12 protein-coding genes are annotated in these 13,797 nt (G+C 66.1%); 3 read left to right on the top strand and 9 right to left on the bottom strand.

Translation table 11 applies throughout. The features are described from left to right. Positions 1–4: 4 nt before the first annotated feature. The 6 genes from ACFXNW_RS07180 to ACFXNW_RS07155 all read right to left on the bottom strand — a co-directional run bounded on the left by ACFXNW_RS07180 (position 5) and on the right by ACFXNW_RS07155 (position 6,275). Positions 5–3,322, bottom strand: a complete 3,318-nt coding sequence (locus tag ACFXNW_RS07180) for a protein kinase (RefSeq protein WP_379416654.1) — start codon at positions 3,320–3,322, stop codon at positions 5–7. A gap of 135 nt (positions 3,323–3,457) precedes the next feature. After that, a complete protein-coding gene (locus ACFXNW_RS07175; RefSeq protein ID WP_379416652.1) occupies positions 3,458–3,910 on the bottom strand; it encodes a MaoC family dehydratase in 453 nt (150 codons plus the stop codon). Positions 3,911–4,241: 331 nt separating this feature from the next. Beyond that, positions 4,242–4,724, bottom strand: coding sequence for a nuclear transport factor 2 family protein (locus tag ACFXNW_RS07170; RefSeq protein ID WP_379416650.1), 483 nt, complete (start codon positions 4,722–4,724; stop codon positions 4,242–4,244). Positions 4,725–4,813: 89 nt separating this feature from the next. Further along, positions 4,814–5,239 (bottom strand): nuclear transport factor 2 family protein, encoded by a 426-nt coding sequence (locus ACFXNW_RS07165; protein ID WP_379416648.1) that lies wholly within the window; start codon positions 5,237–5,239, stop codon positions 4,814–4,816. A 61-nt stretch (positions 5,240–5,300) separates the two neighbouring features. Then, positions 5,301–5,753, bottom strand: a complete 453-nt coding sequence (locus tag ACFXNW_RS07160) for a VOC family protein (protein WP_379416646.1) — start codon at positions 5,751–5,753, stop codon at positions 5,301–5,303. A gap of 51 nt (positions 5,754–5,804) precedes the next feature. Beyond that, positions 5,805–6,275, bottom strand: coding sequence for an RDD family protein (locus ACFXNW_RS07155; RefSeq protein ID WP_379416644.1), 471 nt, complete (start codon positions 6,273–6,275; stop codon positions 5,805–5,807). Positions 6,276–6,851: 576 nt separating this feature from the next. Between ACFXNW_RS07155 and ACFXNW_RS07150 the strand changes: the two genes are divergently transcribed. The 3 genes from ACFXNW_RS07150 (at position 6,852) to ACFXNW_RS07140 (ending at position 8,262) form a co-directional block, all read left to right on the top strand. Further along, positions 6,852–7,169: a hypothetical protein gene (locus tag ACFXNW_RS07150; protein ID WP_379416643.1), complete on the top strand. Its 318-nt coding sequence runs from the start codon at positions 6,852–6,854 to the stop codon at positions 7,167–7,169. A 136-nt stretch (positions 7,170–7,305) separates the two neighbouring features. Continuing rightward, positions 7,306–7,764, top strand: a complete 459-nt coding sequence (locus ACFXNW_RS07145; protein ID WP_379416641.1) for a hypothetical protein — start codon at positions 7,306–7,308, stop codon at positions 7,762–7,764. Positions 7,765–7,884: 120 nt separating this feature from the next. After that, the gene (locus ACFXNW_RS07140) at positions 7,885–8,262 is read left to right on the top strand and encodes a DUF488 domain-containing protein (RefSeq protein ID WP_379416639.1); all 378 of its coding nucleotides are present in this window, start codon (positions 7,885–7,887) and stop codon (positions 8,260–8,262) included. Between the two features lie 93 nt (positions 8,263–8,355). Here the strand turns inward: ACFXNW_RS07140 and ACFXNW_RS07135 are convergent, their stop codons facing one another. Genes ACFXNW_RS07135 through betT form a run of 3 tightly spaced genes read right to left on the bottom strand, consistent with a single transcriptional unit; the run spans position 8,356 to position 13,594 of the window. Further along, positions 8,356–9,906, bottom strand: coding sequence for a GMC family oxidoreductase (locus ACFXNW_RS07135; RefSeq protein ID WP_379416637.1), 1,551 nt, complete (start codon positions 9,904–9,906; stop codon positions 8,356–8,358). Next, on the bottom strand, positions 9,906–11,417 hold the full coding sequence (locus ACFXNW_RS07130) for an aldehyde dehydrogenase family protein (protein ID WP_379416635.1): 1,512 nt from the start codon (positions 11,415–11,417) through the stop codon (positions 9,906–9,908). The genes ACFXNW_RS07135 and ACFXNW_RS07130 overlap by 1 nt, the downstream gene beginning before the upstream one ends. Beyond that, positions 11,414–13,594 carry a choline BCCT transporter BetT gene (gene betT / locus ACFXNW_RS07125; protein ID WP_379416634.1) on the bottom strand — a complete coding sequence of 727 codons (2,181 nt, stop codon included), beginning with the start codon at positions 13,592–13,594 and terminating at the stop codon, positions 11,414–11,416. The genes ACFXNW_RS07130 and betT overlap by 4 nt, the downstream gene beginning before the upstream one ends. Positions 13,595–13,797: the final 203 nt, after the last annotated feature.

Raw genomic sequence — 13,797 nt, 5'->3', positions numbered from 1 at the left:
TCGGTCAGTTTTCGGGCAGGCCGAGTGTCGAATCGAGCAGGAATTGGGACAGGCCCGCCTCGACGCAGCGGGCCGCGGCGGGCTCGCTGACCCGTCCGGCCTCCTCCGCCTCGCCCGCTGCGCGCAGTGCGGCACCGAGCAGCAGTGTTGCCGCCAGCGCGGCCATCGGACGGCGGGTCGGGTCGATCGCGGCCGCGAGCACCCGTGCGCGGTCGAGGGCTTCGTCGGGCCGGTGTCGAATCAGCAGCAGGCGGATGGCGGAGTCTTCGTCGAGTTCGGCGGTGGCGATAGCGATGCCGTCGGCGCCCTGGAGTGGTCGTGGGCGCAGCAGCTGCCGCACAGTCGTCTCCGAGACGCCGTGTCCCAGCCGGATCCGCTCGTTGCGCAGCCGGGCGGTCAGGCGGGCGAGCCCGTGCTGGTCGGCGAGGTCCATGCCCTCCGCCAGCCGCTTCGCCGCCGCGTCGGTGTCGCCGTTCACCGCTTCGATGCGTGCCGCGGTGGCATAGGTCGCGATCATGAAATCGACCAGGCCCCCGCCCTCGGCGGCCAACTCGCGGCTGTCGGGCAGTAGTTCCGCGGCGCCGGTGAGATCGCCGGTCAGATAACGGAGTTCGCTGAGCAGGGCCCCGGCCAACCGCGCCGCATGATCACGCGGGCCCATGGTCTCGGCGGCCAGTTCGTATGCCGACTCGAACGACGCATACGCGGCGGGTATGTCCAACTGTTCGCGGGCCGCGATGCCGGCGAAACAGCGCCCGTACACGCGGACGAATGGACCCGTCGCTTCGTGATAGGGCGTGGTCCACCGCTGCCTGCGCCGTGCCGCGTCGAATTCGAAACGGTGGATCGCGGCGAAGGAGTCGATATTGCCGGCCACCCCGGTGACCCGAGGCGGAAAATCGTCGGGCCGCGACAGGACATCCTCGACCAGCTGGTCGACCTTGTCGATCCGGTCGTTGAAAACCTCTGCGACGCTATCGATGACATCGGCCTCGGCACGCAGATCGGCGAAATCGGTATCGGTCAGTGCCGCATTGTCGAGGGCGGCGGTAAAGCGCGACAGCGCGACCCTTGCCGGAGTGCTAGGGCGGCGCAGCACCAGGTTCACCCACGCCACCCAGAGCTGAATTCGCGGCCTCGACTGGATCGACAGTGCGGGCAGCTTGGCCAAGATGCCGAGCAGCATGCTCATCCTGGCGTGCTCGAGCAGGTATGCGGCGCCCTGCTCGACGAGGTCGATCGCATGATCGGGGTCTCCGGCGGCGAGCGCGTGATCGACGGCCTCATTGAGCAGGTCGTGGCGCGCGAACCATGCCGCAGCGCGAAGGTGCAGCGCGTCGATCTCCTGCGGTGGCCGATCCCGTTCGAGGCGGCGGCGCAGATACCCGGCGAAGAGCTGGTGATAGCGGAACCACTGGCGGTCCGGGCCCATCCGTTCCAGGAAGAGTCCGCGATGCTCGATATCGTCGAGAGTCGCCGCCGCATGTTCGGACCCGGTGAGCGCCGTGGCCAAGCCGCCGCAGAGCCTGTCGCAGATCGAGGTCGTGGTCAGGAAGTCCAAGGTGCCCTGATCGAGTGTGTCGAGGACGTTTTCGGCGAGATAGTCGCCGATATCGCCACGTTCGGACAGGTCGGCGACCAGCTGCGCCGGGTCTTCGCCGGCGCGCAAGGACAGGACCGCCAACTGCAAGGCGACCGCCCAGCCGTCGGTGGTGTGGGTCAGGCCGTCGATATCGACCACAGGCCGCAGGCAGCCCGCTTCGGCCAGGAACGACCGGACCTCGTCGGCGTCGAAACGCAATGCGTCGGCGTCGATGTCGACGAGTTCACCGTTGATGCGCAATCGGCTCAGCGGCAGGTCGGCGGTGGATGTGCTGGTGACGATGAGTGGCAGATGGTGGCAGCCGTGGTCGAGCAGGAAGCGGACCGCCGCCACCGAATCGGATCCGGTCACCTGCTGCCAGTCGTCGAGCACGACGGTCAGCTGGTCGTCGGCGCTGTGGAGTTCGTTGACGAGGGTGGTGAGGACGTAGCGGGTCGGCTCCTCTGGATGTGCGTCCAGCGTCTGCTCGAGTTCGGCGGCCAGCGCGGGCCGCGGCACGCGGACGGCCTCGACGAGATGTTCGAGGAACCACACCACATTGTCGTCGTCGCCGTCGACGGTCAGCCAGGCGACCGCGCCGCCGGCCTCGCAGATTTCGTCGCGCCACCGCGCTGCCAGGGTGGTTTTGCCGAATCCGCTGGGCGCGTGGATGAGCGTCATGCGTTTTCCCGCGCCCGAACGGAGCTGATCCAGTAGCCGTTTCCGTGTGATGGGGGTGCGGGCCGAGGTCGGTGGTCGATATTTCGTCCCTGGTGTCGGGGGAGCGGTGCTGCGTCCGCGTGGCCGGGTCGATCGCGAGGTGGTGGAGATCCGTGGCGTCGAATCGGCGGGCAGCAGTAGCTCATCGACCGGTAGATCATGGTGGCGTTGGGCAGAGCGGAGTTGCTCACCCAGCGCGGCGGCGGATTCGAAACGCTCGGCCGGAACCCGGGCCATCGCCTGCTCGATCGCGGCGGACACGTCATCGGGGAGGCCCTCGCGCCGCAGATCGGGGACCGGCTGCGCGGCCACCCGCAGGAAATGCGCCAGCACCTGCTCGCCCGCGCGACGCTCATAGGCCACATGCCCGGTCAGTGCGCAGAACAGGGTCGCGCCGAGGCCATAGACATCGGAGGCGACGGTGGGGGCTTCACCCTCCAAGATCTCCGGTGCGGTGAACGCGGGTGAGCCGGTGATGATGCCTGCTGCGGTCTGGAAATCGCCGAGGGTGCGTGCGATCCCGAAATCCGACAGCTGTGGTTCGCCGTAGTCGGTGAGCAGAATATTGCCGGGTTTCACGTCGCGATGCAGAGTGCCCGCGCGGTGGGCCGCCTCGAGCGCACCGGCAATCTTCACCCCGAGGGCAAGGGTTTCGGCCCAATCGAGCGGACCCGAATCACGGATACGCTGCTCGAGGGACCCGTGAACGTGGTACGGCATCACCAGATAGGGATGACCACCGCGAGTCGTACCGACCTGGAAGACGTCGACGATATGCGGATGTCCCGACAACTGGCCCATGGCGCGTTGTTCGCGCAGGAACCGTTGCAGGCTCTCCGGATCCAGATCCGAGGTCAGTACCTTCACCGCGACGATGCGGTTGAGGTCGGGTTGGGCGCACCGATACACCACACCGAAGCCACCCCGCCCGATTTCTTCGGCCTGCTCGAAGCCCTCGGCATTCAGTTCCGCGATGATTCCTGCGGACGGGCTTCGCTGCGTCGGTTGTATATCGGCCATTTTCGGCCTCGATTCTGCGCGAATCAGGTGCGCACCCGCTCGGTGGTGCAATTTCGACAATAGCCCGCTGAACGGTCATCGGTGCGGACCGTCCAGCCGTCGCGGGTGTCTGGCCCGGAAGGAGCTGAGTGGCGATCAGGCCACGATGAGGGCCAGCGTCTCCGCCACACAGGCGGGCTTGCTCGCGCCGCCGTCGATCACATACTTTGTCGTCACCATGGCGCCCGTGGGGGACTCGTCGACGTTGATGATGATTACCGTCGCCCGCAGTTCGGTCCCTACCCGGACCGGAGCGGGAAAGCGAACCTTGTTCACGCCATAGTTGATTCGCGCGGAACCGAACTCGAACGACAACAGCGACCGGCTGAAGTGCGGAAGCAGAGACAGCGTGAGATAGCCGTGGGCGATGGTGGCGCCGTAGGGCCCGTTGGCTGCGCGCTCCGGATCCACATGGATCCACTGGAGGTCGTCGGTTGCCTGAGCGAACGCGGTGATTCGCGCCTGATCCACCATCAGGGGGTCGCTGGGCCCGATCGGCTCGCTCAGCGCAGCACGGATATCGTCGAGGGAGGTGAACACCCTGGCCACGGTCGTCTCCTGTCTTTCGGGTAATGAGGTCGACGGTAGCTTTCGGGAGACGGGGCGGTCCATATTCCGTGGTTGGAGAAGGTCGGACGCATCGCCACGGCCTGCCGGGTCCGGCGCCATCCGAGTGAACTGCACTCGCGAGCGGTGGAAGGCCGAACCGCATCATGTCGGGGGCTGATGCGTTCATCGCGATGCTGGAGGAGAAGGGCATGTGGGCGGCTGAACAGAAGGCCGGCACATAGCCGCGCATGGGTGAATTGGGCGTGTCGATCGACGTGGCCCGGCCGGATGGCACGTTTTCGCCGGTCGAGTGGGCCATCCGTGCTTGACTTCAGGACGACCCGGACGGCGCCCAGATATTGGACAGCAGCCGGTGGCTCGGGGTGTCCGCAAGTGATTGTGACGATTCGTAGATGCGGGAGTACCCGGTGGCGGTGATCCGCCACGCACCGTCGGGGTCGCGGCGGTAGCGGTCGGAGTAGTAGCCGGAGCCGCGGATGAGCACGCCGTAATCGGTAGCGATGACAGTGTCTTCGAACAACCAGCTGCCGGTGGCCTCGTCGCCGGCGACGGTGATTTCGGGGTGGTTGGCCACGTGGGTGGTGACGATCCCTGCGCCCATGTTGTCGCGCAGGAACCCGACTACGGCTTCGCGGCCGTTCAGCGCCAGCGGCTCGCCGAGCGCGTGAGTGCCGTATCGGCCCTCGACGTCATGGGCGAGGGTGTCGGCGAACTCGTCCCACAGTTTCAGATCGAGCGTGCGGAAGTACCGGTATTTGAGTGCGCGAATGGCTTCGAGTGCGACCAGGTCCATCGGCCAAGCCTGGCACGACCTACCTGGGATGACAAGAACGAATTCTAGTTTTGTTGACTCGTCGGCAGGCCGCCGCGGCCGGCCGGAGGTCAGGTGAAGGCCTGCTCCAGCCGGTCGAACCACGCGGAATCCTCGACCAGCCGGGTGCTGCGCCAGCCATCGCCGGTGCGGACCAGCTCGTGGTTGTACCAGCCGCCACAGAAGAACTGTTTGCCCGTGGAGACGATCATCGGGTTGAAGAACATCGCCCGCACCGTGGCGCTGTCGCCGCGAAGCGTCACGTCGATATTCGAGACGAAATGCTGAGTGCGGGAGAACAATTCGAGCGCGACCGACAGTTGTGTCACCACCGTGTCCAGGTCGCCGACCGGCCCGCCCGCCGTCGTGTAATCGATATGGGCGTCCGGGGTGAACACGGTGCGGTACAGCTGCCAGTCCTTGGTATCGACGGCGTGGGCGTAGCGGGTCAGCAGATCGCCGATGGCGATCCGGTCCGCGATGGTCTGTAGATCCATCCCTCGATATAAGCGCACCCGACCACCCCGGCGGGGCCGAATCCGGCAGCTGCTCGCCGGACTATGCCGCGCAGAACTCGTTCCCCTCCGGGTCCAACATCACCCACCAGTGCCCGGCGGGACCGCGGTCGAACTCACGCACGCGGGTCGCGCCGAGCCCTTCGAGCCGGGCAACCAGCGCGTCGAGGCCGTCGGGCTCGCTGTGCACGTCGATGTGCAGCCGGTTCTTGACGGTTTTGTCCTCGGGTACGTCTTGGAAGAGCACGCGCCGCCCGCGGCCGACACCGCTGAGTTCGTCGAACGGATCGTCGGGGTGCCGGATCCCGGCGTAGCCGCGGAAGGTCTTGCGTCCACCATGTTCGAGCACCGCGTCCGCGCCGATCTGACCGGCGGCCAGCAGGTGGTCGATGAGCGTACTGGGATCTTCGACCTCGTACTCCAGGGCCGCCGCCCAGAAATCGGCAAGTGTTGCCGCATTGCGACTGTCGATGACGAGTTTCCAGTTCAAAGCCATATCCGGTTTCTACCACCCGTCACCGACAGTCGCCGCGCGCCTGATCTGCTCTTACACGTCGATAACCTGTGTGCCGGCCATCCGGTCGTGCCAGCCCTGCTTCGTGGGGCTCGAACTGATCGTGGTGGCGATCGCGATCGCCGCGATGAACCACAGCACCGGCCCGATACAGGGAATCAGGTTGAGCAACATGTAGGCATTGCGAATCGCCGAATCTTTGAGGCTCGGCTTCGGTGCGCCCCGGGAACCGTTGACGTGCAGCCCGAGCAGCTTCTTACCAGGGGTGGATCCGGTAGCCACCTCGAAGCCGAGGAAGTACAGGAAGCCGAATCCGGCGCCGGGCAGAATGGAAACCCAGTCGGGGGTGTTCCAGGCCTTGTTCAGTAGCCAGAAGAAGATCGCGCCGATGATCGCCGCGAGAATCCAGTCGACGAACCGGGCTGCGGCACGTTTGCCGAGTCCGCCGGGCCGCACCCCGGCGGCCGATTCGAAGCGAGGGTCGTATCCACCTGCGCTCACCATGCTCGCTCCTCCTGATAAGTGGTTCCACGTGTCCGGAGTGTCGCACCGCCCGTCGGGTGGTCGACCCAACGATCTCACAGTCGGGCGAGATCGTGGACGTCATTGGCCCGACATGTCGGTAGTGTTGGCATTACGGCGAAAGTGCCTGGCCGACTTCTGGACACCCCCGACCGAGATACCTCGTCGCAAGGGCGTGATGCCGGAGCAGTGGCTCACGGTCTGGATTGCTGAATGGTCGCCAGCATGTCTTCTTCGCGTGCGGTCGAGCTTCGGGACGCCGGCAGCTCTGGTCGATGCGACCGTCCAGTCCCGCTGTGGTGCGCCGATTCGGCGGTTGCTCCGCTCGGGTCGATCCGACACTCGCTCACCGGCACGGCGAATTTGCTGACATGTGGCTAGAGTGGAGTTCGCCGCCATGCGGCATTCGGGGCGGGAGATCTGATCGCCCTATACGGGATCGATGTGTCATCGGCAGGCGATCGTGAGAACCATTGTCCTGCTCGCGTATTCGTGTGTTGCCTCGTTCCGACGATGTGACGAGGCCGGTGTGTGGTGGAGTCGAATGGAGGGTTAGCGATGCAAATGATGCGCTCACGGTCGGCAGTACTGGATTTCGTCGACGATGTGACGGTTCGATACGGCTCACTGGAGGCGTTCTTCACCCAGTTGCGTGCCGATCTCGACGACGAACCGACAGTGGTGCTGCCCGTCCTCATCGATATCCCCACCGAGCCCATGGGGTGGTCGGCGGTGAAACGGCCGGCGGCGCCGAGCGAAGACGAGGCCCTGGAACCTGAGGACGTCATCCCGGTACCGCCCGCGGGAGAGAACTCGGTTGGCAAGGGCCGCAAGGGTGCTGCCGCGCTATGGGGACGTCTGTTGGGAAGAAAATAGGCGCACAGACCGATCCGTCGAGGTACCGGCGACGAATGTCGTAGCAGGTTCGTGCCGTCGAGGTGCGGACGACATCGTTGGTACTCGTGGAGGGCATCACATGTTTGGCTCGCGCGGCGTCGCTTGGACCGCTGCCATGATCGCGATATTGTCCGGCGTCGTCGCGCAGGCCGGGTCGAGCCCGGCCGCCGCCGATTACGGCGGGCTACTAGCCATCGACGAAGTCACCTTCGTGCATGCTCCCGACGGTGCGGACGACAGCGCCGGGACCCTCGCGGTAACCGTGACCTACAGCTGTGCCGACGATGAAGCCGACACCCTGCACGTCTACGCCTACGAAGGCGCACAGTCGCCGAGCGAACGCCCCAGCGGCCCGCCGCACGGCCCCGGCTACGCCTACGACATCATCTGCGATACGGTATCTCGCCGCAAAACCGTCATGATCGACCCGATGAGACATGAATCCGACAGCGGCGATGGGCATTTCACCAATGGCGCACAGGGGCGAGTCACTGCCGAACTGCGGCGGGGCACCACGACGACCAGGCATGCCACCGGCTGCTTCGAATGGCGCGATGCGACGGCGAGCTATTGAGCCCGGCGGGCAGGGGTCGCTAGGCTGATGGGCGCACAGCGGGCAGGTTCGGAAGTACCGGACCACACCTTTCGGCGATACCAGGAAGCCACCGTCAGCCGCCTGAAGGGAGAACTGGCGATGCCGAGCACCCAACCGCATGTTCAGATCCGGCGGATCTACGAGGACCCCGCTCCCGACGACGGCACCCGCGTCCTTGTCGACCGGCTGTGGCCGCGAGGCATGAGCAAGGAACGCGCCCGCCTCGACGAATGGTGCAAACAGATCGCCCCCTCGACCGAACTGCGGAAATGGTACGACCACGACCCCGCACGGTTCGAGGAGTTCAGCCGCCGCTACCGGGCCGAACTGGCCGACTCCGAGCGTGCGGCGGAACTCGACCATCTCCGAGACCTCGCTGGTCACCAGATGCTCACCCTGCTCACCGCAACCAAGGACGTCGAGATCAGCGAAGCCGCCGTGCTCGCCGACCTCGTCGGAGACGGCAAGCGAACATGAGCGAACGGCCGTCCCCGGGGCCCACTCCCCGGGGACGGCCGTTCGTGACTCCGTATCCGCTCAAACGACGAGCGGTGGCAACGACCCGAACCGCTAACGAGCCGCTGCGACGAGTTCGGCGCAGCGCTCCCCGACGAGCATGACGGTGATATTCGGGTTCACCGTCGTGTGCTCGGGGAACACCGAGGCGTCGGCGACCCGCAGACCCTCCACGCCTTTCACACGCAATTGCGGGTCCAGCGGGCTCATCGTGTCGTCGGCCGCGCCCATCCGCACCGTCCCGGCCGGGTGATAGACGGTGTTGTGCGTGCGCCGGATGTAGTCGGCCAGCTCGGCATCGGATTCGGCGCCAGGGCCCGGGTACAGCTCGCGCGCCACCCACTCCGCCAGCGGAGCGGCCGCAGCGATCTCGCGTGCCTTGCGCAGGCCCGCGATCATCACGCGCAGGTCGTGACCCTCGGGATCGGTGAAATAGCGGGGGTCGACGCGCGGTTTGTCGCGGAAATCGCGTGAGCGCAGTCGCACAGTGCCGCGCGAGCGGGCGTGGGTGACATTCGGCGTGAGGCAGAAGGTGTTCTCGGCGGTCGGATATCCCTGGCGCAGCGTATGCATATCGAACGGCACGCTGCCGTAATGCATCATCAGATCCGGCCGGTCGAGCCCATCGACGGTCGGGGTGAAGATGCCGGCCTCCCACCATTGGGTCGAGCTGCGCACCATCGGCCGCGTCGTTTCGAAACCGATCACGCCCTCGGGATGGTCCTGTAGATGCGCGCCGACACCGGGGGAGTCGGCCAGCACCTCGATACCGTTCTCGCGCAAGTGATCCGCGGGCCCGATTCCGGAGAGCATCAGCAGTTTCGGTGAGTCGATGGCACCGGCGGAGACGATCACCTCGCGGCGTGCCGAGATCCGGGTGGTGCGGCCGAAAGCGTTGTCGGTGATGTCGACACCGGTCGCCCGCCCGCCCTCGATGACGATCTTCTTCGCCCACGAACCCGTGAGAACGGTGAGATTCGGGCGGTCCAGGTTCGGGTGCAGATAGCTGACCGACGACGACGCACGGGTCCCGTCGGACTGGCAATTGATCTGAAAGAAGTTGGCGCCGTTGACCACGGTCTTCCCCGAGTTGAACTCGGCGCGCGGAATACCGACGGCCTCGCACGCATCGAGCACCGCGACCCCGCACGGATCATTCGGCGGCACCGTCATGATGTGCACCGGGCCGCTGCGTCCGTGATGGTCGCCCGGCGCGTCGTTGGTCTCGATCTGCGGGTAGAGCCGATACACCGAGTCCGAACCCCACCCGGTGCAACCGTGGTCGCGCTCCCACGAGTCCAGATCTTCGCGCGGCGCCCAGAAGGCGATACAGCTGTTGTGCGAGGAACAGCCGCCGAGAACCTTCGCGCGAGCATGCCGCATGAACGAATTGCCGTTCTCCTGCGGCTCGATGGGATAGTCCCAGTCATAGCCCGATTCGAGCAGCTCCATCCAGCGGTCCAGCCGCAGGATCGCCTCGTCGCCGACATCGCTCGGCCCGGCTTCGAGCAGGCAGACCGTCACCGACGAATCCTCGGAGAGCCTGGCCGCGACCGCCGCCCCCGCGGACCCACCACCGACGATCACGTAATCGTATTCGCTCACTACTGCTCCTTCCGGTCGGCGAACCAGCCGGTGACGCCCGGCCGGAGGTTCTCGTAGACATGCTTGGCCTCGCGGTACTCGTGCAGACCCGACGGCCCGAGCTCCCGTCCGATCCCCGAATGGCCGAACCCGCCCCATTCGGCCTGCGGCAGATACGGGCCGAAGTCGTTGACCCATACGGTGCCGTGCCGCAGCCGGGCGGCGACGCGGCGTGCGCGTGCGGCGTCCGAGGACCACACCGCGCCGGCCAGGCCGTAGTCGGTGTCGTTGCCGATCGCGACAGCCTCTTCCTCGGTGCTGAACGTCTCGACGGTGACGGTCGGCCCGAAGGCCTCATCGTGCACACACCCCATCTCACGGGTGGCGCGATCGATGACGGTGGGCAGGTAGAAGTAGCCGTCGTCGAGGTTGCCCGAACCCTGGTCACCGGTGGCGAATGCGCCGCCCGTGCGGATGACGGCACCCTCGGCGCGGGCCTGCTCGACGTAGGCGTGCACCTTGTCGCGATGGGCGGCGGAGATGAGCGGCCCGGTCTCGGTCCCCGGATCGAAGGGCAGCCCGAGCCGGATCTGCTCGGCACGCCGCACCAACTCGTCGACGAAACGGTCGTGCGCACGCTCCTCGACGACCAGCCGCGCACCCGCCGAACACACTTGGCCGGAATGCAGGAATGCCGCGTTGAGCGCATTGTCGACGGCGGCGGCCAGCCGCTCGTCGGTGTCGCAGGCGTCGGCGAACACGACATTCGGGTTCTTGCCGCCGAGTTCGAGCGCTACCTTCTTGACCGTCGTCGCCGCCTCGCGGGCGATGACCCTGCCGGTGATCAGGCCGCCGGTGAAGGAAACAAGATCCACATCCGGGTGTGCGGACAGTGGCGCACCGGCGGTAGCGCCCGCGCCGAGTACGAGATTGGCCACGCCCGGCGGCACATCGAGTTCGTGCAGCACCGACATCAGCAGGATGCAGGTGTGTGGCGTCAGTTCCGCCGGTTTGAGAACGAAAGTGTTGCCCGCGGCCAGCGCAGGCGCCACCTTCCACGCCACCTGGAGCAGTGGGTAATTCCACGGGGTGATCAGACCGCACACCCCGACCGGTTCGTAGACGATCCGGGAATCGACGTCGGGGGAGCCCGCATCGACGACGCGCCCGGCATCGTCGGCGGCCAGTTTCCCGAAGTACCGGAAGCAGTTCGCGATATCGGACATATCGATATCGGATTCGTAAGGCCGTTTACCGGTATCGAGGGTTTCGGCGCGGACGAATTCGTCGCGCCGAGCGTCGATCGCATCGGCGACCTTCAGCAAAAGGTCCCCGCGCTCGGCGGCCGAGGTCTGCCGCCACGGTCCGTCGTCGAAGGCGCGACGCGCGGCGGCGATGGCCGCCTCGGTATCGGCGGCTCCGGCTTCGGCGACCACGCCGACGAGGGAATTGTCTGCTGGACACCGTATTTCGCGTGTCTCACCGGATGCGGCGGCGGTCCAGGCGCCGTCGATATAGAGGGTGGCACTCATGCGGTGGTTCTCCCTTCCGGATCACTGTCGGTGTCGGCGCCGGGATTGGGCTCATGATGTTCGGTCGCCGAGCGCCGCAGATGCAGATAGCCGAGGTGGCGTTCGTACTGGTCGAGAATGTCGCCGATGATCTGTTCGCGGGTGTAGCCGTTGAGCGAATAGCCCTGCGAACCCTCCGCAAGGTAGACCTCGCAGCGGAAATATCGGTCCTGCGAACGTTGCGTGCGCACCGCGTAATTCGGTGTCGGCGACGACACCGGCCATACGCAATATTCGAAGCGGGGCTCGTTGGCTTGATCGACGACCAGCCGCGAGGTGGGCATGCCCTCGGTGCGCTCCGATTCGTCGAGAGTCGCGTGCACGCCCGCGCGGGTGAATTCGTCGCAGACCTCATGCATCGCGGGACTCACCGAATTGGTCATGAACCTGCGCGTTGCCGCTGGCCCTGGGTAGCTGATGGTGGCGAGCAGCCGACGGCGCCAGCTGCCGAGATCGGACGGCCCGCGCCCGGCGGCAATGGCGTTCGGCAGCGAGGTGCGGTAGCTGTCGAGCTTGTAGGACTCGTTGCGCACCGCGCGCAGCAACGCGATGCCGATGAGTGCCAGGATGAACGAGAACGGCAGTCCCATGATGATGGTGGCGTTCTGCAGCGTCGTAATGGATCCACCCGCGCCCGCGAACAGCATCGACAACGTGAGCAGGCCGATGGCCACCGCCCAGAAGATGCGGGTGCCGGTTGCGCAGTCGGCCATCGGGTTGGGCAGTTTCGAGGTGAAGTTGCCCATCACCAGCGCACCCGAATCGGCGCTGGTCGTATAGAACAGCAGGCCGGTGATGGTCGCGATCCCGAGCAGCAGAGGCGCGCCGGGGTATTGCTCGAGCAGCGAATAGAAACCGACCTCGGCTTTCTCGGCGGTCGTCGCCGCGAATTCGGGATCGTCGCGGGCGGCGTCGAGTGCGCTGTTGCCGAAGATCGAGATCCACAACAGGATGAAGCTGAACGGCACCACCAGGACACCGAAAGCGAACTGGCGCAGCGTGCGGCCGCGCGAAATGCGCGCGAGGAACAACCCGACGAACGGCGCCCACGCCACCCACCAGGCCCAGAAGAACAACGTCCAGGCATCCAGCCAGGCCGTCGGCTGGTTGTCGGTCTCCGGATTGCGTTCCCAGGCGAAGGTGTCCAGGGTCCGGTCCAGGAAGGTCGCGGCGTAATCACCGGTGTTCTGCGCGAGCCCGTTGAGCAGGAAGTCCGTGCGGCCTGCCACCAGGATGTAGATCAGCAGCGCGATCGCCATGATGACGTTGAGTTCCGACAGCCGCCGGATGCCGCGGTCCACGCCCGAGGTCGCCGAAATCGTCGCGACGATCACCGACAGCGCGATCAGCCCGATCTGCGCGGCCTTGCCCTGCGAAATGCCGAACATTTCGTTCAGGCCGTAATTGAGCTGCACGATGCCGATGCCGAGGGAAGTCGCGATGCCGAAGATGGTGCCGAGCACCGCGGCGACGTCGATGGCGTCGCCCCACCGGCCGTGCACCCGGTGGCCGAAAATGGGGTAGAGGGCGGCGCGGATGGTGAGCGGCAGATTGTGCCGGAACGCGAAGTAGGCGAGGGCGGCACCCATGAGCGCGTACATCGCCCAGCCGCTGACCCCGTAATGGAAGATCGTCCAGGTCGTCGCCGCGCGGGCCGCCTCGTTGGTCTCGGCGGGACCGAGCGGCGGGTAGAGGTAGTTGTAGACCGGTTCGGCGACCGAGAAGAACATCAGGTCGATACCGATGCCTGCGGCGAAGAGCATCGACGTCCAGGTGAACAGGCTGTACTCCGGCCGAGACTCTTCCGGCCCCAGCCGGTAGCGGCCGTATTTGCTGATGCCGAGGAAGGCGACGAGGCCGACGATGCCGGTCGCGAGGACGAAATACCACCAGCCGAACCAGGTGGAGATGAAGGTTTTGACCTCACCGACGACGGTCTCGGCACTACCGGGTGCGGCGAGCGCCCAGATCGCGAAGGCGAGCACCAAGCCGGCCGCGACGAGGAAAACCGGCTTGTTGACCGACCCGCGTCCCGCCTGCGGATGTTCGGGGTGAGCGGAGTGGTCGCCTGCGCCGGCGTCAACGGTCGGCTCGTATGGGGTGTTGTCGCTGCCTGGTGGATCGCTGACGCCACTCATGTGAAGGACGCTAGTCCGATATGCGCGAGGTAGAGGGCAACATCGGCGCCGTGTCCGATAACGGTGAATGTCGTGGTCGGGCGATCGCCTCGCCATCGAGGCGCGCAGCGTGGTGGTCGTAGATCCGGGATAACTGTCGGTTCGCTACCCACTCGGGTAGTGCGAATCGACGCGCAGGGCCTTCACCGGGCCGTTTCGGCCGG

The sequence above is a fragment of the Nocardia sp. NPDC059180 genome (genome assembly GCF_042754945.1).
In the GTDB taxonomy this organism is placed as follows: Bacteria; Actinomycetota; Actinomycetes; order Mycobacteriales; family Mycobacteriaceae; genus Nocardia.
This window is presented reverse-complemented; position numbering and strand designations above follow the sequence as displayed.

Coding starts and splice junctions, on each gene's coding strand:
- ACFXNW_RS07155 (WP_379416644.1), bottom strand. CDS start 6,275: ATGGTGAGCGCAGGTGGATACGACCCTCGCTTCGAATCGGCCGCCGGG.
- ACFXNW_RS07160 (WP_379416646.1), bottom strand. CDS start 5,753: ATGGCTTTGAACTGGAAACTCGTCATCGACAGTCGCAATGCGGCAACA.
- betT (WP_379416634.1), bottom strand. CDS start 13,594: ATGAGTGGCGTCAGCGATCCACCAGGCAGCGACAACACCCCATACGAG.
- ACFXNW_RS07165 (WP_379416648.1), bottom strand. CDS start 5,239: ATGGATCTACAGACCATCGCGGACCGGATCGCCATCGGCGATCTGCTG.
- ACFXNW_RS07170 (WP_379416650.1), bottom strand. CDS start 4,724: ATGGACCTGGTCGCACTCGAAGCCATTCGCGCACTCAAATACCGGTAC.
- ACFXNW_RS07130 (WP_379416635.1), bottom strand. CDS start 11,417: ATGAGTGCCACCCTCTATATCGACGGCGCCTGGACCGCCGCCGCATCC.
- ACFXNW_RS07150 (WP_379416643.1), top strand. CDS start 6,852: ATGCAAATGATGCGCTCACGGTCGGCAGTACTGGATTTCGTCGACGAT.
- ACFXNW_RS07180 (WP_379416654.1), bottom strand. CDS start 3,322: ATGGCCGATATACAACCGACGCAGCGAAGCCCGTCCGCAGGAATCATC.
- ACFXNW_RS07140 (WP_379416639.1), top strand. CDS start 7,885: ATGCCGAGCACCCAACCGCATGTTCAGATCCGGCGGATCTACGAGGAC.
- ACFXNW_RS07145 (WP_379416641.1), top strand. CDS start 7,306: ATGATCGCGATATTGTCCGGCGTCGTCGCGCAGGCCGGGTCGAGCCCG.